Genomic DNA, 24,303 nt, shown 5'->3' with positions numbered 1-24,303 from the left:
CACATTGCTTGCATCACGGGTAAATCTGCAAAACATAGCTCTTTTGCCCAAGCGCAGCTTACACGAGCACAATCGCCAGAGTTCCAATCAAAGATCTGAGCACACCACGAGGTACCGCATGACTGAGAAATACAAAATCTACCTATCCGAAGAAACCCGCTCCAGGCTCATCAACGACGCGGAGCTCTTCGAGTTCACCAAGCAGGACGAGTCCGTGAACCTCAACGCCTTCCTGAAGGAGCTGATCGTCAACTACTTCGACCAGTACAGGCGCGATAGCGAGAGCCTTCGCAGCAGCATAATTGAGGACCTGACCAGCTCTGCCAACATCAGTGGCAAAGCCGCAGCGGCCCTGGCGGACAAGATTGTCAGCACATACATCAACAACGACCGTGCCCAGAGCACCCGCAACCCGGCCATGGCCCTGGCTCCGTCAAAAGAGCTAGCCCGCGCCACCAAGCCATCCAAGAACACCGCTCTCACCCTGACTGTCAGCGGCGCGTCCCTGGAGACCCTGCGCATCATCGAGGCCAACATGTTAAAAGACATCTCTCTGTCCCAGTACCTGAAGGACATGTTCAACGCCTACCTGTCCATCCCACGAAGCGAGCGCGAGGCCATCATTTTCAAGGACACCTACGAAGACATCGATAGAGCTCTGAAGACCCACAGCGTCCTGACTTTCACAAACACCACTGCGGAGGAGAAGCATTTCTTTGCCGTGGAGCCTTACATTGTGGCCCCTTCCAAGGAGGAGCAGTGCAACTACCTGCTTTGTGTGGACCGCAAGTCAAGAAAAGCTCGCACATTCCGCATTTCAAGGCTTCGCAGCGTCTTTGTCACAGATAGAGCTTTCACCGTAGATCCAGACATGCAAAAAGAGCTCCAGGATAAAGCCATCCGGAGCCCTCAGTCGGTTGCAAAGTCAGTTAAGGCCAAGATCCGCCTCAACGAATATGGAATTAAAAAATTCAAGATGATTACCAAGAACAGGCCACAAGTCTCCAAGATTGAAGGAAACTTCTACTATTTCGACTGGCCTGAAATGCAGCTGGAGGACTACTTCAGGAGATTCGGCCGCGACGCCATCGTCATAAAGCCCCTTTCCCTGAAGGAGAGCCTGCGCAAGTACTATTACTACGCGCTTCGCGAGTACAACAAGTGACTGCAGATCACTCCGCAATCAGCTGTTTTCATCACTAATCAAATTCTCAATCAAATGTAAATCTATCGAAAGCATAGCTCTCATCAGGATCTTCGGACACGAACTCAAAGTAAACCGCGTGTTTTCCGATAATTCCGGCATTCAGCGCTGCTGTCACTTCTTTGCTGCTTCCGTCAAAAGTCATCTCGGCTGCAACTCTGCCGCGGTAGGAATCCAGGCGGAGTCTGACGATAGCTCTTTTAGCCTCTTCCAGGGCCACGGTTACGGTCTTAGGCGCGTTACCGCCAAACTGAAGATATCTAAAGCCCACGGTTGTGCCATCCGTGATGTCCACAATTGGCGTAGACAGGTCGTCGCGCTGATCATAGGCAGGTCTAACGTAAGCTCTTTTACGGCTTCCAAAAATGTGGCAGGCGTATCCTGCAGAAATCCAGAGGCGAGCGTCGATTCCGTTGATGTGTGGTCCCTGAGATGTCATTTCCACTGGCTTGGAGGAAACTGGCTCCCCGTCAAGGTACTTGATATCGCCGATGTAGAGCAGGCCGTCTTTGCCCATGGCCACGTCGACTGGCTCCAGCATAGCCTGTCTGGAGTACTCGTTGACGCCGGTCTGGCGGTGGTAAAAGATATACCATTTTCCGTTCACTTCCATGATTGAGCCGTGGTTGTTGCCCCACTGATATGTCATGGTGCCGTGGCCCTCACTGTCTTTGAGGATCTCGCCGCCGTTAAAGCTGATGTCGCCGCCATCGTGGAAGGGGCCGAAAGGTGTATCGGAAAAGCGATAAGACAAAAATCCGTTGCAGGGCTCATGAACGCCGAGCTCAGGAATAGGCTTCTCGTAGCGCTTTGAGTAGATGTAGACGTACTTGCCCATTACTTTGCGAGGGCTTGAAGCCTCGAAGAAAGCATCAATCAAGGAAATGTGGCCATCGTCCACGGGGTTCCAAGGGCAAGTCGAGTGACCAAGCGGATTCTCCACAAGAGTTTCCTCCTTGATGGTAGCCATGTCATCTTCCATCTCCGCGATGTAGCATGGCGCCGCGCAACCGCCCCAGTAGGCATAAACGCGATTGTCGTCATCCACCAGCACACCTGGATCAAAGCCCAGCTTAGTTTCCACCGGATTTTCGAAAGGTCCCCAAGGTGTCTTGGCGCTAGCCACCACCACAAGGCTTCCGCAGCGCTCTGCGGCGTACATATAGTAGGTGTCACCTCGCTTTACCACATCTGGCGCATACAAAATCGAGTCATAGTGCGTCTCGTAAGCCACTCCGTGATACTTCCAGTCCGTCAAATCCTCAACTGGCGCGGACCAAACCACGTAGTTGCGGCCGCAATACTTGTCCATCTCTATATCGTGGGATCCATAAACGTAAACACGTTTCTCCCCATCGTGCTCAAAAACCCTGGGCTCCCCATCCGGAACATGCTCCCAGAGCGGCATGTAGGGATTCGCTCCCTTAACAAACTCTTTCATCCTGTCATTCTCCTACAATTGAATACTGCATCAGCTCGTACTTAAGCTGTGTGCCCTCTGCGATTCCCTCTGGTAAAAGAGCTCTCGCAACCAGCTTAAGATCTGATGACTCGATATCAGTTCTTCGAAGATTAGCGTAATCTCCGTCAATACTCTCAACTACATAGTACCAAGTTTCCATAATTGCTCCTTTTTCTCTTTGTATTATGTTCCAATTATTCACCACGACTCTGCCAACAATGAGCTGATTATCTCATTCAGCATTTAGTATCTCCAGCACCGGCCCATGGTGGAACTTTCGAACCGTGGTGTGCAGCGTAGGGCTAACATAATCCACATCCACGCCGTACTCAACCAGCAGCTTGTAGACCTTCGTCAGATCCTCGCGAACCTCATCCGTGAACTTCCTGGTGTCATCGTAGATGCGCTTCTCCGCATCTTCATACCCCGGCAAAATCTCATTTGCATCCGAAGCAAAATGCCAAATTGCCGAAAAACCGTATGAATCCACCGCATGAATATCCGCCCCGTTTTTCAGCATCCTCTCCAAAAGAGCATAGGCAGCATCGAAGTTTTCCTTAGTGGAACGCACCTCCAGCCCACACGCATGATGATAGGTATTCCACCTGGAACACATAACCGCGTTGCAGATGGCATCAAACAAAACCGGCTGCCTCAACACACCGCAGCAAGGCTCAGACTCCATGAAATTCAAGTCCGCCCCCGCATCTATCAGGTAGTTCGCAATTTCATGCTGCTCTATCTTCAAAGCAACCATCAAAGGCGACTGCCCGTCATCCTTCTTGGGCGGCTGCTTCGCAACGCAGTTCACAAGCTCAGGCTTCTTCTCAATCAGCGCCTTTACCTGCTCCAAATCCCCATGCCTTATGGCAAGAAACAATTTTTTCAATCTCGCATACTCTCCTTGATCTCTTCCACCAGCTCCCGATCCGCCGGCACCACGTTCACAGTCTTCATAGAATCACTCCCCAAGTCGCATCATGAAAATAGAGTACTCATCATTCTGGAACTCCAGGTCTGGTGAGTTCTCGCCGCCACCGTTGGTACTGCGCTTGATCTCAGCGTAGAACTCCTCGCCTTGATTGACGATGTCCATGACAGTCACATCAACGCCGCACTCCTGCGCGATCTTGCAGAACTCCGCCAGCGGTTCCTTCGCATCTCTAGTCGCCAGGAGTCTCTCCTTCAGCGCCTCGTCCGCCTTTGCTTTTGTTAAAAGAACTTCCAATTTATCCGCAATGCTCATGCTGCCTCCTCACTGTCTGCTTTATCCACAAATCATCGCTAATCTGCTAGCCTTATCCACAATCTTCCGCGGAATTACTCACTTTCCGTCTGGAAAACTTGTAAATGCGCCTCTTTCAACCTCTGGCAGGCCATACTTCTCCTTGGCATCAGCAAAAGCCTTGATCATGAAGGACATGTTCCTGGCCAGATTGCGCATTGTCTGAAGTCCCTCAAGATCTTTTTGCACATCTCCAGAAGTGAAGCCGTGAACCTGGTTCCAGTAAGTGCTGGAGGCCACAGGCATGCCGCTGATGGTGAAATACTTGTTGAGAACATCGAAAGTCGCAGTGTTTCCGCCCCTTCGAGCGCTGACCACTGCCGCGCCCACCTTGAACTGCTTGCTAAAAGAGGTACTGTAAAAGAGCCTGTCCATGAAAGCAAGAATGGTGCCGTTTGGAGAAGCATAGTACACTGGGCTTCCCACCACGAGGCCATCTGCCTCTTCGAACTTTGGCGCAACTTCGTTAACCAGGTCATTTACCACGCACTTGCCATTCTTAGAGCAGTAACCACAGGCTACGCAACCGCGAATATCCTTGTTGCCCACCTGAATAAGCTCAGTCTCAATCCCCTCCTGCTCAAAAACCTTGATCATCTCGTCAAGTGCAGTGGCTGTGCAGCCGTTTGCATGAGGGCTTCCGTTAAGTATCAGTACTTTTGCCATTTTGAAACCTCCTATCTATCACCCGAGGCCCACATCCAGAGCCATCATCAGGATGAATCCCACCGCAAATGCGATGGTTCCTATATTTGAATGCTCGCCCTCGGACATCTCCGGGATGAGCTCTTCTACAACAACATATATCATGGCGCCTGCCGCAAAGCTAAGTAGATACGGCATTGTAGGAATCAACAAGCTTGAAGCTGCGATCACAAGCAGTGATCCGATAGGCTCCACTATTCCAGACAGCATGCCATAAAGAAATGTTTTACCCTTTGGCACACCTTCTCCAAGCAGCGGCATAGAAACAATTGCGCCCTCAGGGAAGTTCTGAATCGCGATACCAAGAGCCAGTGCCAGTGCGCCTGTGAAGGTAATCGCTGTGTTTCCGTACATCCAGCCTGCGCAGACGATACCAACCGCCATTCCTTCAGGCAGGTTGTGAAGTGTCACTGCAAGAACCAGCTTAGTTGTCCTTTTGAGGCCGCTCTTGAGACCTTCTTCATGATTATCCATGTGCATGTGGGGCGTCAACACGTCCAACACAAGCAGAAACAGCATTCCAATGCCAAAGCCGATGGAAACAGGGATGAATCCCAGCTTTCCCATGCCCTCCTCTGCAGTCTGGTCTAAAGCCGGCAACAGCAAGCTAAAGAAGGATGCCGCCACCATTACGCCTGATGCAAAGCCAGATAACGCGCGCTGCATCTTCTCGCCAATCCCTTTCCTAAGAAGGAAAACGCTGGCTGCACCTAGAGTTGTACCGATGAATGGAATTAAGATGATCTGCCACATAGATTTGTCCTTTCCACATCTGTTTGCATTTGAAATTAGTTACTATTGAATACTCTAGAAATCCCCTTTTTCTTATATTACTGATTAACTGCGATGGGTTCAACAGTTATCGAAAAATATAAGTTTTTACGACCTGGCTCTTCTACTCCGATCTTAAATCTTATCATGTACGGATAAGATTTGATTTGCTCATATTTTTATCCGCAACTTTCCCAGTTTTTAAATCAGCTTTTCGTAGACCATACGGATAAAGAGTGTTGATTCATTAAATCTTATCCGCAAATCTTAATCTCATGCTTTCAGCATCTAGTTAAACTTGCGGATAAAATGTATTGAATCATTAACCCTTATCCGCAAGTCTTTTGAAAACCCCATTTTTAAACATAAAACTTGCGGATAAAATGTATTGAATCAACACATCTTATCCGCAAGCCTCCTAAAAGCCCCTCTTCAAATATTTAGTTTGCGGATAAAAACATTGATTCACTCTGCCCTATCCGCAAATTCCGCAGACACATATCCATTCCGATTTTTTCAGTCTCCTCTAATACTACACAGCCCCCTCAAGCCGCTGTCTCCGAACCAGCACCAACGCCAGCCCCCTCGCGACCAGCAGTCTCGCCAGTCACCTCAACCTCTTCACCAGCAACCTCCACAACCTTCGCATTGTACTTTTCCACATCCAAGAGCCCCTCAGTCTTGGCAGTAAGCACTGTCGCTGTAGCAGCGCCAACCACATTAGTTGCAGTCCTTGCCATATCTACAATTGCAGATATAGGTGAGAACAGAACGATGAGCTCCACCGGAAGCCCAGCCGCTGTGAACAAAGCAGTAGCAGTAATAGTTGCAGTTCCTGGAACTCCCACAGTTCCGATAGAAATAAGAAGTGTAAGTGCGATCAGTAAAGCGTACTGCCCAGCAGAATAGCTAATTCCCTGCTGATGAATAGTGAACACTGCAAGAAGCACTGGCCAAATACCTGCGCATCCAGGCATTCCAAGATTTGCGCCAAGTCCAGCTGTGAAAGCAGCCACATCACCATCCACGCCAATATTCTCTTTTAACTTGCTAACTGTAACTGGAAGCGTGCCAACACTGCTCTGAGAAGTGAAAGCCACAATTCCTGCAGGTGCGATCTTCTTAAGGAAAGTAAGCGGATTGAGCCTTCCAACAAGCCCTATCAGCAAGCTCTCTACGCCAAAGATCTGAATTGCGCTCAGCACATAAGCCACGATCAGCACAGAAAGAAGTGGTAAAAGATCCTCAACCTTGCTGCGTCCAACAGCCCTTGCGATCAGCGCTGTAACTGCATAAGGTGTAAAAGAAACAACGAAGCTGACAGCCCTGCCGAGTACTTTATTTGCGGCGTCCACAAACGCCTTAAATGGCTTAACAGTTTCATCTTTTCTAGCAACCTTATTGTACGCAAGTGCAACAACCAAGCCGAATATCAGGATTGGCACAACCGTATTGCTGCCCCACTCATTCACAATGTTCTTAGGAAAAAGAGCTACAATAGCCTCCACAGCAGTTGGAACTTCCTTTGCCTCTGTGGCCTCAACCGCATACTCAAAGCCCTTGCCCAGTCCCAGTGAAAGCGCTGCGATCAAAGTAAGAACACTTGCAGTAAGCGTATTCAGAAGCAGGAAAAGTACTGACTTAAGTCCCACCTTGTGAAGCCTCACCTGATTTCCGAGATTTGTGATACTTGAGATCACGCTGAACAGCAACAACGGAATCACAAATGCCTGAAGTGCATTCACATATACAGTTCCAAAAGCCGCAACCAACCTGAAGTTCTCCTTGAATATCAAACCTACCGCCACTCCGAAGGCAGTTGCCACCAGGGTTCTGATCCCGAAGCCCACATGTTTCTTCTTAAGAAAAAACAAAATTCCAAATAGTACAATCGTTGTTAGTAATGCGCCAATTTCCAAAATATTGATTTCCATAATCCTTTCCCTCCCTTATTTAAAATTGCCAAACATTGCTTCGTGATAGAATGTCGCTTGCGACATTCTTGTGCCGAGCGCGGTTGCATTCTATGCAACATTTTCATTACGCGCGAGTGCACATCCACAGCGGAGCGTTCTATGTAATAGGATTTTCCTATTACATAGAAATAGCCCGAAGACGAATGAGTCTCCGGGCCATATGGCATACGCTTTGTTTACAGTTACTTCTTACGCGTCCAGGCGTGAACATCGATGTGACAACACGCCAGCCATATATGATGCCCGGGTTTTTGTCATTCGACAACACATATTTTCGAATTTGCGATTTCTGATGTTGTTCATGTCCATGCCTTCCTTTCGTAAGATTTGGTAATACTTGAAATGTTTTAGATTTATTTGTTTGGGTTTTTTTATGTTGTAATCATAGTACCTCGCCCCGCGCCCCATTTCCAATACATGAAGCTTATAGCTTGCGATAACTTTGATGAACACCCTCGCTGAAGCACACGATCGTCACTTCCATCTCGTAGTCCGCATGCTCCCCGATCCATTCCTTAACTGTTAAAAGAGCTATCTTAGCCGCATTCACAATAGCATCCACCTGCAACCTTGTAATATCCCCAACATGATATTTGATTTCGCTCATATTATTCCCCCTCAAAGTAAAGCTTTTCAAATTTGATACATAGTATGCTATAACCCACATAACCCCTTGAACAGAGCTAGATAGTTCCTTTTATAGTCAATTATAGTGAATTATATTGGATTATAGTCAATTATATTGAATTATATTCTTTTATATTGAATTATATTTGATCAGAAAAAATTCCAGTTGCAAGATATTTGCCTAAGGAGCAAGAAATCTTCCGTCTGAGGCATACAATTCTTGATCAGACACTCCATCATCCGCAAAATGTATGCCTCAGGAGCAAAAAAATCTTCTCCTGAGGCATAAAACTCTCAATTCTTCACCTCTTCCCCGTAAAGTACGCTCCAACACCCACTCCAATAGCCAGCGCAGCCGCACCGATTATAATCTGCAGCATAAAGAGATTACTTCCAGACAGCCTCGGGCTTGCAATCAGCGGCACTGCGTCTTCTTCAATCTCCACATTGCTCGCATCCTGCTGCCCACCAACATTCCCAGCAGCCACATTATTCACATTTATCTTATCCTCGTCCTGATCCTCCTGCAGGTCAGCCTTCATGCCTGCTGCCGCCTTGAGCTCAGTGAGTCTTCCATAGGCCCCATCTAGAGCGGCTTTGTCCTGCTCATAGAGATCTTCCATGTCCTTCTTAAGTCCATCAACGCCATCCCTGACCCCATTAACAGCATCCATGGCTTCAGTTACCCTGGACTGCAGACCCAGCACGGAATCCATATATGCGGTGTAACAGTACACTTCTTCCTCAATGTCAGGAATTACATCTTTTGACTCCATTAACAGCTCTACGTCACTGGCAACCACTGAGGCGACATATCTTGCAAGTGTATTATAGCGCGATGGAAAAAAACCAATTCTTGCTTCATAATCCCTATCACGATTTGTGGGAACAAAAGGAAAAGTGATGTAGCCATATTGATTCTTCATGGTTGCTGTATAAATAATCAGATTGCCATCAGGATAAAGCTCATATTTGTATGTATAACTAGCTGGATACTCAGTATTACTACCGCTTGAATGCTCTCCAATTACCTGGCAACTATTGACAGTGCCTAAGTATGAATAAATCGGAATGGGATAACCATTTTCATCCTGACTATAATTACCATTCTCATCCGTCTCATAGCCTGTAATTACCTTTGGTGGCGGTGGAACCTCATCCAAAGTAAACACATCCACTCCCCTTTTTTCTCGAAGGTATGTGCAGAGATTAAGAGCAACCAGATCGTAAGCCAGTTCCTCAACACACTCATCAGTGTTCCCACCCGTAGCAATATCATTCTGAAGCTGCTCATTAAGCCTCACGATTTCCTTACGAAGCTCAAACTCATTGGGCTCCTTTATGTCCTCAATGTAGCCCTTTGTCCATCCATCCAGATAGTTCAGAGAGGCCATGGTCTCGCTGGTACTCCGGATAACTTTATTCAGGTAGTCGTCATGTTCAGTTTTCTTCTGCTGCATTCCCAGGAAGTAGTCGTAGAGCCTCTGGCTGTCCTGATTGGCGCTGTTGATACGCATCTTTCCCAGGAACATTGGTATCTGAGGTAAAAGAACTGCCTCATTAGCCTGGTCAAAGCGCTTGCTGATATAATCCATCTTCACATCAAACTTCTTAAGACCGCGATACAGCTCCTGTTCACCCTCCACATAGCGCTCCTTACTGCAGCCTGCAGAATGCACGTCAATCTGAGCCGTGGTCAGCCCTCCATTATACGGCTCCACGTAAGTGGCCACATCCATGATATCCTCAGCACCATCATTATATTTGCGCCACTCCGGATGAGCCCCTACCTCATTGCTTACCTCCATCAATGCCGCATAGACCTGATAGATCTTGGCATCAGCATCCTCCATATCCATGGTCAGCTTGTCATAGTTTGGAAAAACATCTATGACATCAGCCGGGGTCTCCACAGCATCCTCCTTAAGGCAGGCAACCACCATGGATCCTACCATCAGAGCAGTCAGCATGATTGTGATAATTCTTTTAACCAAAATCCTCATATAAATCTCCCATCAGTACTACTAAAAAAGCAGCATGGGGACGCTCCCTTTGCCCATCGAAATGAGTCAAAGAGAACCGTCCCCATTGTCATTTTATTTATCCTTCAAATTTATCCTCTGTCTTAGCAGGAATGATTGATGCAAGGCGAAGGAATCCGCAGTAGCCATTCTTATCAAGAAGTTTGTTGATATCGAAGCCTGCTGGGATAAGAACCGTCATCTTGGACTTCTTGTATGGGAATACAACTTCCAGGTTGATGGTTGCTTTCTTCGCGAAGGCCTGCAGGATCTCTCTGTCGAAGCATGCGATCCACTCTGTCTCAATTCTAAGAGTTCCGCCATCTGGAGTCTTCATGATATTCTCGATGATGATTCTCTTGAACTGAGCGTCTGTGAGCTTGCCCTTCTTGATCTTAACTGTTCTTGAAGCTGCGTTGTTATTACGGCTAGCACCAAGGACTGCAGGACCTGCTGCATCTGTTCCTGTAGGAGCACTTGCTGTTGTTGTGATTGTTACTGCATCGGCTGGGATCTCACCATCAGATGATCCGCCTGAAGATCCGCCTGATGACTGGCCGCCGCCCTGGTTACTGCTTGGGTTAGACTGGTTTCCGCCACCGTTGTCGTTGTTGCCACCGTTGTTGTCATCGCCACCAGTTGATGAGCTGTCCTTGATCACCATCTCTGGAGAAGCGAAGTATGCATTCATAAGGTATGATCCATTGCGAATTCCAGCCTGCTGGAATACATAATTCACGCCATCTACTACAAGCCCAACATCCTCTGCCAGATAGTAATCAGCATCATTTACAGTTACGATTACCTGTATTCTGTATGTTCCAGGATTAAACTCGTTACCATATCTTTGAGCAATTTCCCAATTGCCTTCAACGTATTTCTGCCAATACATACCTGTAATTGACGCATATCCGCCATCAACAGTGTATTTCACGCCAGAGTCAATTGTTTTACCATCTGCAAAAAGATCTGTCATATTACTTGTAGCGTTTACTGTTGAAATCTCAGTTGGCACTGGTTCTGGTGTGTCTTCCTTAATCTCTATCTCTTTTGAAATAAAGGTTCTCTCAGTTGCAGACTGGCCACCAAATCCAAAGATCTCCTGCCACTGCTCTGAGTTAACTGTGAGCTTAAATGATGAGTCAAATTCATATGACTCAATAGCATCACTATTGATAATTGCATCTACTTCGTAGCGCCATGTGCCAGCTGTGAATGTTCCATCTAGCTGCTCAGCCCAGGCATTTCCTTCTTTTCTGTACCAGCGGCCTGAAATTGTAATAGGTGCTGCTCCGCTGACATCAGACTCTGATGCCTTAATTTCAGCGATATCAAAGCTTGGATCCTGCACTGTTCCGCCATACTTTGCCAATGATAAATAATCGCTGGCTGCAGTAACAGATGTAAGGGCCTGTTTTTCTGGCTCTGGATCAGGTGTTGAGCTGCCCTTTACCTCAATCTCAGGAGAGGTGAATGAAGCCATTACAGGCAAGTCGCCGTTATTATCGACCATGCCAGAGCAGGTCCATTCCTGATTGTCAACAAAAAGAGCTAGATCTGTACTGAATCTGTGCGTCTTAGAGGCACTACTTTTAATATATACATACGTAGTATATCTATAGATTCCCTCTGAAACTGGTCCGCTGTTTCCAACCATCTTCCAGTTATCGCCGTCCTTAACCTCCCAGAAGAAGCCTGAGAATGTAACATATTCATCCATATCTGATGTGAATGATGGTATCTTAAGCTGTCCTCCATCCACCATAAAATCAGAAATGTCACTTGTTGCGTTAATCTCGGAAATAACTGTCTTTTCTGGCTCTGGATCAGTATTTCCAATCGTAAACTCAGGTGATACGAAATAATTTCCTATAACTTTCGTATCAGTACCAACTATGACTCCATTAAATGTCCATTGCTCTCCATTAGCATAAAACTCTATTTCATCAGTGATTGCGTAATCATCACTATCTGGCAATACAGAAACCATTATTCTATATGTTCCTGGTTTGAAAGTCGCCTCATTATACTGGCTCCACATATAGTTATCTTGATACTGCCAATAGAATGGAGTTACCTTTAAATGATCATCACTACTAAACGTAGGAAGAGCTACAGTTTGGCCATCCTTGAGAATTTCATCAATGTTGTGAGTTGCTGTTCCGCTTGTTATCTCAGTCTTTCCAGGTATGTAGGTATATGTATAACTAATCTCATACGTTTCTGAAAGTGGTGTTTTATCACTATTCACTGCAGTAATTTTGACAATATAGGTTCCATATCCAAGATCAGGGTCACTGCTCTTTATAGCATCAAACATGGTTCTAACATTAAACTCAGTTCCCGTTGCCCACTCAGTTCTTTCAACAGCAACAATTCGATACATTGAGGCTCCTTCAACTGCGTCCCAACGGAGCATATCTCCATCTATGCGGACATTCTGAAGTTCTGTAAGCGTAATTGAAGGATCCATAGCTGTAAACGCAGGTGAATAGAAATAATTACCTATGACTGAAGCGTCGGTATCAACCACATTTCCGGCATATTCCCAGCTCACTCCGTTAGCTACAAACTTTATTGCTCTTTCAATTTTGTAGTCATCACTTTCTGGCAATACAGAAACCAATAATCTATATGTTCCTGGCACAAAAGTTGATTTTCCATATGTTTTCCAACTGTCATCTTCTAATATTTGCCACTGAAGTGAATTTATTTGTAAGTGAGTGCTACTAGTAAAGGTAGGAAAGACAGTATTCTGGCCAATCAAAAGAATATCATTAATATCGTGAGTGCCATCTGCACTTGTTATCTCAGTAACTCCTTTTGGACCATAGATATACTGACCTGCAACAGCCTCTTTTGATAAGCTTTCCAAGTTGCCACCAATTGCAACAACTTTGACTTCATAAGTTCCTGGCTCAAAGCCATAGTTTTTACATGCATTATAAAGATTCACAGGTGCTTGTCCATAGTTACTACGCACACCATCTATAGAAACAATGTAATTATTTACGCCATCTATAGAATCCCAATATAAGTAATCTCCCTCAATGCGAACATTCTGAAGCTCTGGAAGAGGAGTTGTAGTATCTTCAACTGTATATTCACCAGATTTGAAGTAGTAAACATTTCTTGATCCATTCCAAACAATAACTGTGTAATAGTCACAAGCTACTCCATCAATTACAAGCTGTAAGCCTTTATCAATTTCAAATGAATCTGCGTAGTCTGGATCAAGATAAGCTGTAAGCTCTATTCTGTACTTGCCTGGAGTAAATGTAGTTCCGTAATAGGATTGATCTGTTCCATCATCTTTAACTTTAAGCCACCTATAGAATCCTACAGTTACTTCTGGTGTTTCGCTATTTGTTACCTGTGCATCTGTTCTCTTACCATCTAATTTCGCAATGTCGCTTGCATTAGTCTTTACAGATACACTCTTAATCAGGGTTTTCTTAGGAACATAATTAAATTCGAACTCATATGCTTCTGTATACTTGTGGTTAGTATCAAGCGCATAGAACCTCATCTTATAGGCTCCTGCCTCCAGCCCCTTATCATGGCAGCAATCTGCAAGGTCAAAAGGCATGCCATCGACAAAAATCGCTTTCAGGTCATCACCAATATCAAGCCTGTATCCTAATGATTCTTGGGAAGTCTCCCAATATAAAAGATTTCCCTCAACGTGCACAGTACTAAGGTCCAGGACTTGTTTAGCTTTTTCACTATAGGTATACTCTCCTGCAACAGACTTCTCTGACAGGTCATCCATGTCACCATCGATTGCAACAATCTTGACCTCATAAGTCCCTGGTTGTATGCCCAAGGATTTACACATCTCATTAAGATTCACAGGTGATGTTATATAGTTATCCGTCACATCACCTATGGCAACATTATACATATCTGCGCCATCTAAAAGATCCCAGTATAAGTAGTCTCCCTCTATGCGGACATTCTGAAGCTTAGGAAGTGTAGTTGTAGTATTATCAATCGTAAACTCAGGCGATAATAAAAAATTACCTCCTAATTTCGACACAAAACCAGATACTTTTCCTTCATATGTCCATCTCTCTCCATTTGTATAAAAATCTATTTCTTTATTGATTACATAATCATCATTATCTGGTACTACAGTAACCCTCAATTTATATGTTCCTGCCCTAAATGTCGCATCAGTATATTGGTACCATCTAATGCCATCATAATATAACCAATAATTTGGAGTTACTTTTAAATGATCATCACTACTAAAAGTAGGATAAGAAACATCTTGGCCGACCTTAAGAACATCAGCAATATCGTGAGTTGCTGATCCGCTTGTTATCTCGATCCTTTCTTTATAGTTATAGATATACTCACCTGCAACAGCCACTTGTGACAAATCGTCATTCATGTCACTTGTAATTGCAACGATTTTAACTTCATAACTCCCTGGTACCATACGCCAATCTTCACAGGCACTAGAAAGATTCACAGGTGAGCTTCCAAAGTTATCACTCTTAGTACCTACAGAAACTTTATATATCTCTGCACCATCCAGAGAATCCCAGTATAAGTAATTTCCCTCTATGCGGACATTCTGAAGATTAGGAAGTGTATTTTCTTTATATGTGTACTCTAAATCATATGCTTCTGAAACTGGTATATAATCATAATCCACTGCAGCAATGCTGACGGTATAGGTTCCATATTCAAGATCAGGGTCTTCTACATTCTTTATTTCATCTAACATCTCCCTGATATTAAATGGAGAATGGAATGTCCACCAAGTCCTACCAGCAACACTTATTTCATACCTGAAGACATCTGCAATTTCATCAGGAATTTCATCCCAATATATATATTTTCCCTGTAAGCTAACATTCTGAAGCTCAACAAGTGTAGTTGATTTTTCAACCGTAAACTCAGGTGATAAGAAATAATTACCTATAACTTTCGCTTTAGAATCAACTACGTTTCCAAAATATGTCCATCCTATTCCATTAACATTAAACTGTATTTCTCCATTGATTTCATAATCACCACTATCTGGCAATACAGAAACCATCAATCTATATTTTCCCGCCCTAAAAATCTCACTATCATAATCCTTCCAATTACCATCTTTTAGATATTGCCAATAATACGGAGTTACTTTCAAATGATCATCGCTACTAAAAGTAGGATAAGCAACATTTTGACGAGCCACAAGAATATCAGCAATATTGCTAGTAGCTGATCCGCTTGTTATCTCAATCTTTTCTTTATAGCTATAGGCATACTCTCCTGCAACAGCCTCCTCTGATACGTCATCCATGTCGCCATTAATTGCAACAATTCTGACTTCATAAGTCCCTGGTTTTATACCTAAGTTTTCACATGCATCAGAAAGATTCACTGGTGATTTTGTGTAGTTATCACTCACATCACCTATAGACACATTGTATAAATCTGCGCCATCTAAAAGATCCCAGTATAAGTAATCCTCCTCTATACGAACGTTCTGAAGCTTTGGAAGTATAGTTGTAGCATCATTAACCGTATATTCTGCAGATTTAAAAAAGTATTTATACTTTGTTCCATAAGATACTTCTCTACCTTCATTAGAACAAGCTACACCATCAACAAAAAGCTGTATGTGATATTCATCTATTTCAATTAAATCCCCATACTTCTCCTTATCAAAAGAAGCTGTAAGATTCATTTTGTACTTACCTGGAGTAAATGTAGAACCATTATAGTGTTGCTCTGTTCCATCATCTTGAACTTTAACCCACCCAGAAAACTCTACAACTATTTCCGGTATATCATTATTTGTTATCTGTACACCGTCAGTCTGACCATTCGTTCTCATAATACTTCTTGCATTAGAACGTACAGATATGCTTTTAACCCAAGTTTTCCTAGGTACATAAGTATAATCAAACTCACATGATCCATAAGTACTACCTGAAGAATTGTAAGCACTGAGACGCATCTTATAGATTCCTGCTTCCAATTTAGCCTCGTAACAAAAATCTGCAAGATTATAAGACCTGCTGTCGAGATTTACGCTTCCATAATGACCTATAATTTCAAGATAGAATGTCACAGCATCAGAAGATGCCTTCCAGTATGCAACATCTCCCTCAACATGCACTGTAGGATTTCCGCTATAGATAAATTCTCCTGCAGCAGCAGTTTCTGTAATATACTCGTCTCCACTCTTTGCAACGATTGTTATTTCATAAGTCCCAGGGTCTGCATATTTGTGCGCACACTCCTCATAAAGATCATAAGACGAACCAGAGGTAGTAACTCTAATGTCATTACCTATAGTTATATAATAGCTATTCGCACCATCATAAAGATCCCAGTATAAGTAATCTCCTTCTATACGAACATTCTGAAGTTCTGGAGGAGGAGTTGGAGTCGGAATGTCTCCAACTATATATGGCTCAGATCTGAAACAGTATTCTATTTCTCCATTCCAGTCATAGATGATGTAACATTTACAAGCTACGCCATCAATTACAAGTAGTAAGTCTTCATCTATTTCAAATGAATCTGAATACTCTGGTTTAAGACTAACCGAAAGATCTATTCTGTACTTACCTGTAATAAATGTATTTCCGAAATCCAATTGATCTTTTCCATCATCAGTAATTTTAACCCACGAATTGAATTCTACAATCACTTCCGGTCTATCAACGCTTATTATCTGTACAGTAGAAGTCTCACCATCTTCTTTTGCAATACTACTTGCATCAGTCTGTACAGTTACGGTCTTTATCAGAGTTTTCTCAGCTTTTTCACTATAGGTATACTCTCCTGCAACAACCTCTTCTGACAGGTCCTCCATGTCAATATTGATTGCAACGATTTTTACCTCATAAGTTCCTGGTTGCATATTAAGATGACTACACTCATCATAAAGATTCAAAGGCGAATTATTGCAATTATCACCTTGCCCACCTATTGTGACAGTGTACATATCTGCGCCATCTAAAAGATCCCAGTATAAGTAGTCTCCCTCGATGCGTACATTCTGAAGCTCTGGAAGTGTTTCTTTTTCTGGAGCATAGGTATAGCTAACCGTACATGGTCTTGAAACCTTTTCACCACTCTGCGCCAGAGCAGTAACTGTGACATCATATGTACCATAATCAAGATTCCAATATTCGCACTTAGATCTCAAATTAATCAAGCGATCCAAGCCAACTGATGAATGTCCAGCAACTTCAAGCTTATAGTACCCAGCGCCACCTACTTCGTCCCATAGAATATAATCGCCCTCTATTCTCATGTTACTGATATTTACGAGAAACCCTCTAGTTGCACCAAGTGTTAAAAGAGCTTCCTCTTCTTCCTCAGCGTCCTCTTCGCCCTCTGCTGAATCCTGCTCTGCTGCCGCGTCAGACTCATCATCATCGTCATCTTCATCACCCACTAATTCCTCTGGGTTATTTGAAGGCGCAGCGTTAGGATCCTGGTTATTGTCTACTGGAGGCACATAATCAGGATTATCTTCTGGATTCTGTTCTGGCACGTAGTCAGGATCCTGATCTGGATCCTCTACGCCAGCTCCATCGCCTGAGCCGCCGGACTCATCGCCAGATTCTTCGTTCTGGTCCACGTCAAGAATGGTAGCAGGCACGTCTCCCTCTACCGGATCCTCTGCATAAACAGCCACTGGATGAAGTACCAGTCCGACACTCATCACTATGGCAAGCAACTTAGTCAAGAACCTCTTTTTCATATTTTTTACCGCCTCTCATAAAAAACGTTTCGTACCCACTGTCTATCTTAACAATTTGCCGTATAAAAATAAGTATCTTTTGGTTACCTCTTTTCATCCCCAACTAAAAAAGAGATAGTTCTTTTAGCCTGTTAAAAGAACTATCTCCATGAGTTTCAATTATTTATAAATATACGTAAACCATATAGAATCATCTCATCTATATCCACGATTCAATGACTATTATTTACTCGCCCTTCAGGAACTGCCTGATATCGGATCTCTTCTCCATCTCCGTCTTCTCAAGGATTCCAGAAACCACGCGCTTGATGTAGCCGTAGGAGTAGTTGGTCTTCTCGGCAATCTCCTGGTTGGAGAGGCCCTCTGCGATGTACTCGGAAACCTTCAGCTCAAGGTCTGTGAGCTTTCCTGCCAGCTTACGGTAGTTGTCAGTCTGTATATCTTTTTGCCGAAGGGGCGTAGAAATGCGGTTCTTGACCCTCGCCAGGAACACGCTCTTAACGAAGGGCTTGGTGATGTAGTCTGCAGCGCCGTATTCAAAGCCCTTTATCTCAAAGTCCGCTCCATCCATAGCTGTCAGGAAGATGATGGGCACACCTCTGCCCTGCTCAAGGCTTCGGATCTCCCTGAAGGTCTCATAGCCGTCCATGTCTGGCATGTCCACGTCAAGAAGAACCAGCTGATAGCCAATGCCCTTTCTGATGAAGTCAAGGGCCTGCTTCCCTGATTTGGCAAGGCTTACACTATAACCGGTATTGATCAGTATGTCCTCTATGGTGTTTAGCATATTGATATCGTCATCAACACAGAGAATTCGGTAGCCTTCCATCCACGCCTCCGAATTTGAATCCAAATTATCGCGTTTTACAGGTTTCTTCACTTCCATCATAGTAGTCTACCCTCAATAAAAAAGTATCCTTTGGTTACCTCTTTAACGACCGGGCCAGTTCCTCCGCCCTGTCAAAATCAATGTCTTTTACCGCATCCCTGATGGCGCCGATCTCAGCGCTGTCGCAGGATTTGGCCGCCAGCTCGTCGATGTACTTAAGGGCCGGAGCCTGGTTGCCGTTACTGATGGCCTCTATGAGCCGATCCACCAGCATGCTCTCATCAAGAGCCTTCAGATTCTCCTGATCCTCCGACTCCAGAGTTGGCCTGATCTTCTCAAACTCAGTAAGGAAGGTAGTCAGCCCCTCCTTCGCCCTCTCCCATTCCATGAAAAAGAGCTTTGAAGCCGCCTCCACGTAATCGCCGTCGTTATCTTTAGCGCGCCTCTCAAGACGCCTTGCATTGTAGTAAAGGTCCTCTGCGCCTACGTTTCCGGAGTTGCCCTTCACGGAGTGTATGATCAGCGCGGCTTTTTCGTAGTCTTTCTTTTGAATTAGCTCTTTTAACTCATCGATACTGGTATCGGTGCGGTCCACGAAGACCTGGGCGATCCTGACGAACTGCATGATGTCGCCGCTTAGGTGCTTCATAGCCATGTCAAAAGAAATATCGTATTCAGCAAGGTCGCTGGTAAATTCTTCAATAAGTTCCTCGGGAACCTGGAGCTGGTCGGCCTTCTCCACGATGGTGACGATAGATTCCGGAAGGTGCCTGATGAGGGCGTTCTCAAGAAGTGACACATCCACAGGCTTAAGAAGGTAGTCATCAAAGCCCTTCTCCATGAAGAGTTTGCGGCGATCGGGAGTGGCGTCGGCGGTAAGGACGATGATTGGGGTCTTCTTACCCTTTGCTTCATCCATGGCGCGAAGGTGCTCCATAGCCTCTATTCCGTCAATGTCAGGCATCATGTAGTCCATGAGGACAAGGTCGTAAGCTCTTTTACCAAAGAGGTCGTAACACTCCTGGGCGGACTGAGCGGTGTCAATCTTGACCATGGTGCGCTTTAACAGGGACTTAAGAACCGTCAGGTTCATGTTGTTATCGTCAACGGCAAGGATCTGGGCGTCGGGAGCGATGAAGGTATCGTCGGAAGAGCGCTCGCCCTCTATGCCGGTGGTTTTCTTAAGTTTTAGGTCGAACCAGAAAAGGCTGCCCTCGCCGTATTTACTCTTTACCTGGATCTGGGTGCCCAGGAGTTTAGCAAGGTTGCCGGAGATGGCAAGGCCAAGGCCGGTGCCCTCGATGCCGCGGTTACGGACAATGTCGGATCTTTCGAAGCTTTGGAAAATCCTGTCCTGGTCCTCCTTCTTGATTCCAATACCGGTGTCGGAAACTTCGAAGTGCAGGGTGACGGTGTCGTCGTCCTCGGCTTGCTTTAAGACGCTGAAGACGATGATACCTTCCTTGGTGTATTTAAAGGCGTTGGATAAAAGATTCATCAGTATCTGGGTGATTTTACGGGCGTCGCCAATCAGGAACTTAGGCAGGTTTTTGTCTGTGTCCAGTACGAATTCAAGGCGCCTACTGTCAGCCTCCTTCTTGTAGTAGCCCTGGAGGATATCGATCAGGTCTTTTAAATTGAACTTCTCTTCGAAGAGCTCCTCCTTGCCCATGTCGATTCGGGACAGGTCCAGGAACTGATTGACCATGAAAAGGAGCTGTCTACCTGCGGCATCAACGTTCTGGGAATATTCCACGATCTGCTTGTTCTCGGCTTCCCGGAGTATCATCTCGTTCATGCCAAGGAGCATGTTGATGGGAGTTCGGATCTCGTGGCTGATATTGGCAAGGAGCACGCTTTTGGCGTTACTGGATTCCTGGGCCAGGCGCTGCTGCTTGCGGTATTCCAAGATGTACAGCATGAAGATGACGCCGATGCCGATGCTGGAGATGACGATTCCGGAGATCTGGTCGAAGAACTGGTTGGCCGGTGTGTCGAAGGGCTTCACCAGCTCAGGGTGCATGTGGGCCACGTGGGCGATTGCCACGTAGAAGGACACCTGGAGGATCTCCATGAATATCAGGAGCTTGTCCCTGTACATCAGCAGGGTGAACAGAATTCCGAAGGAAAAGAAATAGGGCATGGAGCCGTAGAGGCCGCCCATCTCAAAAAAGAGCATGCCAAAAAGCCCCATGAATATCACCACGGAGGTGATGAGGTATCCAAGCAGGTAATGGCCGGTGCGGTCTACGAAGTAGATCAGTGCGATGCTGCCCAGGGCCGCCGCCATGTTGATTGCGAAGCCGGATAAATCTGTGATCGTAAAAACAGACTGAATGGCGCCAACAAGAGAGATGATGGCGCCAGCTGTTCCCAGGAGCTTGAAAAAGATAATGTCCAGTTCCGTTTCTTTTTTGTAGAAGTTTAGAATCTTATCTAGGATTTTGTTCATATTTCTTTTCCGACAGGTTAAGAACAACGCCGACAACGGCCACTACAGCAAAGGCTGTAAGCATTAAATAGAACAGGGCATAATCACTACCAGAACTTCTGGCTGTTGAAGCCATCGGAATCTGGGAATCTTCAAGGGTCTGGATATTACTATCGGCTTCAACATTGTCAGCCACCACTGCTGGAGAATTGTTGGCAACAATGTTCAGGATGTCATCGGTGGAATCGGATGGCTCAAGGCCTGCGCGGATCTTGGCCTGGTTGAGGAGGGTGGAGAGATCCTGGAGGTCGGAGTCGTAAGTGAGAGTGGTATCTCTAAAGTTTACTAAAGGAGACCCGATGTTGATATATAAATCTCTAAATACCATTGCACAAGCGTTAGACGCCGTCTTTACGGTCTCTATTTGTGCATTTTCTGCTTCTATGGCCTTTTCATCCGGATTTAAAAATGAATTAATCTTGGCAATTTCTTCATCTGCATAGAATAAATATGCCGGTCTATCAGCACAGTCGTTTACTGGATCCCAGATTTTTATTCTTCCATCATCCTCCTCTACATACTGGTAAAAGTAATGTATTGTACCTACCCCAAAAGAGGCAAACCCAACCGCCACTTCCATGTTATTTTGCTCTATCGTCTCATACACTGGCCCATAATTACCATTTTCATCTTCTTTATAGCCAACGTACTTATCATATGATGAACAATACTTATAGCTTTCGAGTGTACAAGCTGAGCCATCAGAAGTATTTCTGCAATACCTAATGAAGGCACTAGAAGCCACCAACTTCTGGACAAGCTCCTCTACAGCTTGCGTATGATCGTCCCTTGATAGAGTTTGATCATTAACCTTCGCATACAGTTTCAAAATATCTTCATAGAACTCCCTTGTACTTTCATTCACTCCATATCGTACAGGCTTATCCCAAAACATAAAGCCAGCACCATAGCTATTCAACTTTATAATGGCATTTGCCATTTCATCAAAAACTGCTGTTTTTGTTTTACTAACATCTCCAACAAGGCCTTCGGCGCTTGTATAAATTTCATCTGAAGCCAAAAGCTTTTTCTGCGCTTTATTTATATATTTATCCGGATTATTGGAAGTACTTGCCTTCTCCATCAGCTCATCTGCTTCCTGTACGTTCTTCCTTATGAGGGCAAACTTATCAGATAGCTCTTTTTGCTCATCCAGGTATTCTGTGTATTTGTCATAGGCAGTGCGCAAGTCTTTATTGCATTCCTCTTCTATCCAGTTCAGATCGTGTTTCATTGCTTCCACATCTGATGGATAAACGATGTCAGAGATCTCATCTAATTTGGAATACTCTGCAATAACCACTTCCGCAAGATCATAGAGCTCCTGATAATACTCCATGGTCTCAACAATTTCGCCCTGCATCTCATCGCGGGCCTGGAGCCTGCCAAAACTCTTCCCTTTGGTGCTAAATGACGCCACACCAACTGTGGCCACTAAAATGACGCACATAAACAAAGCCAGAATCTGCTTCCAATGGGTATCGATGCTAAATTTCTTTTTTTCCATAATGCACCTCATGACTTCTTAGGATTCACCAACAACCTCAGGCCAACTACTGTTGCCAAAACAACTGCTCCAATCAATACTAGAAGTAATATGTATTTGTTTCCTGGAAGACTTGCACCGGATGAAAGAGGGACGGTGTCTTTGGTAATGGACTTTAGTAGAGGATTCTCCATCTGAGCTGCTGCTTTTGCCTGGGCTATTTGGTTATCATATTCCTGCATCTTAACATAGTAATCTGGAACATCATCGCCAAAAAACGTAGCCAATTCTATCTCACTGAGATTTCCCATTAAACGGGCTGATCCGTTCATATACGCATGACCGCTATTCTCACTTACTTCTCCTAATCTACTTTCAGCAGCTATGGTCCCATCATCTGCATCAAAAAATGCAGATATTCTTTCTACTTCCGCTTTGGATTCGTACAATATTGTTTTTGAATAAGTATTAGTAGGATCCCAAATCTGTACATTCCCGTCCTCACAAACTCTAAAATCATATTTGACTTTTGAATCGTATGGGTGCCTGTCACCTTCAAATTTAATTGTTACTATCACACACTTATATTCTACTTCTGAACGTTTTTCCAATCCTCTGCCATTTTCATCTATTACAGTTAGTGTTGTATCAGTTGTGATAGAACCATTCTTATACTCTATTAATGTGGCATCTTCTCTATAATTTAAACAATTCTCATAAACTCTCCATGCCATCAGCTTTGTTACCAGCTCATTTGCATCTTCTGTATAATCCTCTCCTGCCTCTACTTTCTTTGTAACCTCTTGATCCAGTCTTACAATATCTGACAGGATATCTTTTGCTTTGTCTGCATTTTCTGGTCTTTTAAGTTTTTTTCTGAAAACCTCAATCTTATCATAACTTCTGCTAAGCGCAGTTCTACACTTATCACAATTAAGCATAAAAAGGTTGAGGTTAGTATTTTCTATTTCATAGTATTCTCTAGAAATCATGAAAACATTCTCTGCAAGTAGTATTTTATGGGATGCCTTTTTCATCAATATATCATGCTCACGTCCTGATAATTTTTCAGCTTCCTCCATATATGAATATGCATCAGTCAGACTCTTATCAACAATCTCCAAGCTAGTATCAAGCTTTTCCTTATTAGTGATAAGATTTCCATAATTGTCATAGGCATCTCTTAGGTATGAAGAACACACCTCTTTAGCCTCATCAATATATTGTTTCAGGGTTTTGATCTCCACCTCGGAAATAAGGCTAGACTCTTTGTTAAAGTCAACAAAAGAAAGATACGCATCGTCTGCAAGATTGTGTATTCTAGGGAGATCATCGATTATACTCAGAATTTCAAGCTGCTCTTCAGTAAGATTCTGATTTTCAGAAAGATTTTGTTTCTCGCTAAGGCTTTGTCTCCAAAGTCCAACACATAGTGGTGCTGCCACGAGCACAGCAGTAAGAGCCAGTGCAAGACCCCTTTGCGCCAGCTTGATTTCGCCAAGTTTCTTTATTCCCATAACCCACCTCATTTTGAGAAAAGAAAACGTTTTTCCGTTTCCTATTGTAGCAGAAGTGTACGGAATATCGCAATAGTTGTGGTTGGAAATTGTGTGAGGCTGGGCGGATAAGATGTGGTGATTCAACACCCCCTATCCGCAAGTTTTTTCTGGAGAAAAATAGTTTCCAAGGGAAATTACGGTAAAATAAGAAAAAAGTCCATTTTTTC

General features: G+C 44.4%; 15 protein-coding genes. 1 reads left to right on the top strand and 14 read right to left on the bottom strand.

Annotation, left to right across the window (positions count from 1 at the left end):
• Positions 1-118 precede the first annotated feature (118 nt).
• Positions 119-1,165 (top strand): WYL domain-containing protein, encoded by a 1,047-nt coding sequence (locus T541_RS0116765; RefSeq protein WP_026653723.1) that lies wholly within the window; start codon positions 119-121, stop codon positions 1,163-1,165.
• Between the two features lie 46 nt (positions 1,166-1,211).
• Here T541_RS0116765 and T541_RS20150 read toward each other — a convergent pair whose 3' ends face one another.
• The 14 genes from T541_RS20150 to T541_RS0116695 form a co-directional block, all read right to left on the bottom strand.
• Positions 1,212-2,645, bottom strand: a complete 1,434-nt coding sequence (locus T541_RS20150; RefSeq protein WP_051538322.1) for a family 43 glycosylhydrolase — start codon at positions 2,643-2,645, stop codon at positions 1,212-1,214.
• A 4-nt stretch (positions 2,646-2,649) separates the two neighbouring features.
• A complete protein-coding gene (locus T541_RS0116755) occupies positions 2,650-2,826 on the bottom strand; it encodes a hypothetical protein (protein ID WP_026653722.1) in 177 nt (58 codons plus the stop codon).
• A 72-nt stretch (positions 2,827-2,898) separates the two neighbouring features.
• On the bottom strand, positions 2,899-3,555 hold the full coding sequence (locus tag T541_RS20145; RefSeq protein ID WP_051538321.1) for an ankyrin repeat domain-containing protein: 657 nt from the start codon (positions 3,553-3,555) through the stop codon (positions 2,899-2,901).
• A gap of 72 nt (positions 3,556-3,627) precedes the next feature.
• Positions 3,628-3,912 (bottom strand): Nif11-like leader peptide family natural product precursor, encoded by a 285-nt coding sequence (locus T541_RS0116745; RefSeq protein WP_026653721.1) that lies wholly within the window; start codon positions 3,910-3,912, stop codon positions 3,628-3,630.
• Positions 3,913-3,990: 78 nt separating this feature from the next.
• Positions 3,991-4,617: a flavodoxin family protein gene (locus tag T541_RS0116740; RefSeq protein WP_026653720.1), complete on the bottom strand. Its 627-nt coding sequence runs from the start codon at positions 4,615-4,617 to the stop codon at positions 3,991-3,993.
• An 18-nt stretch (positions 4,618-4,635) separates the two neighbouring features.
• Entirely contained in the window at positions 4,636-5,409 is a 774-nt protein-coding gene (locus T541_RS0116735; protein WP_026653719.1) for a ZIP family metal transporter, read from the bottom strand.
• A 563-nt stretch (positions 5,410-5,972) separates the two neighbouring features.
• Complete coding sequence (locus tag T541_RS20140; RefSeq protein WP_081780007.1) at positions 5,973-7,361, bottom strand: dicarboxylate/amino acid:cation symporter; 1,389 nt, start codon at positions 7,359-7,361, stop codon at positions 5,973-5,975.
• A 466-nt stretch (positions 7,362-7,827) separates the two neighbouring features.
• Complete coding sequence (locus T541_RS0116725) at positions 7,828-8,010, bottom strand: hypothetical protein (protein ID WP_026653718.1); 183 nt, start codon at positions 8,008-8,010, stop codon at positions 7,828-7,830.
• A 322-nt stretch (positions 8,011-8,332) separates the two neighbouring features.
• Positions 8,333-10,033 carry a hypothetical protein gene (locus T541_RS0116720; protein WP_026653717.1) on the bottom strand — a complete coding sequence of 567 codons (1,701 nt, stop codon included), beginning with the start codon at positions 10,031-10,033 and terminating at the stop codon, positions 8,333-8,335.
• A 97-nt stretch (positions 10,034-10,130) separates the two neighbouring features.
• The gene (locus T541_RS0116715) at positions 10,131-17,771 is read right to left on the bottom strand and encodes a hypothetical protein (protein WP_026653716.1); all 7,641 of its coding nucleotides are present in this window, start codon (positions 17,769-17,771) and stop codon (positions 10,131-10,133) included.
• Between the two features lie 226 nt (positions 17,772-17,997).
• Positions 17,998-18,600 (bottom strand): response regulator, encoded by a 603-nt coding sequence (locus T541_RS0116710; protein WP_026653715.1) that lies wholly within the window; start codon positions 18,598-18,600, stop codon positions 17,998-18,000.
• Positions 18,601-18,694: 94 nt separating this feature from the next.
• Positions 18,695-21,052 carry a response regulator gene (locus tag T541_RS20915; protein ID WP_026653714.1) on the bottom strand — a complete coding sequence of 786 codons (2,358 nt, stop codon included), beginning with the start codon at positions 21,050-21,052 and terminating at the stop codon, positions 18,695-18,697.
• Positions 21,033-22,598, bottom strand: a complete 1,566-nt coding sequence (locus tag T541_RS0116700) for a hypothetical protein (protein ID WP_026653713.1) — start codon at positions 22,596-22,598, stop codon at positions 21,033-21,035. Before T541_RS0116700 ends, T541_RS20915 begins: the two co-directional genes overlap by 20 nt.
• Before the next feature lie 8 nt (positions 22,599-22,606).
• Positions 22,607-24,094: a hypothetical protein gene (locus tag T541_RS0116695; protein ID WP_026653712.1), complete on the bottom strand. Its 1,488-nt coding sequence runs from the start codon at positions 24,092-24,094 to the stop codon at positions 22,607-22,609.
• Positions 24,095-24,303 lie beyond the last annotated feature (209 nt).

The organism is Butyrivibrio proteoclasticus P6B7 (genome assembly GCF_000622085.1).
GTDB classification, from domain to species: Bacteria; Bacillota; Clostridia; order Lachnospirales; family Lachnospiraceae; genus Butyrivibrio; species Butyrivibrio proteoclasticus_A.
Note: the sequence above shows the minus strand (reverse complement) of the source record. Positions and strands in the feature narration are given on the sequence as shown.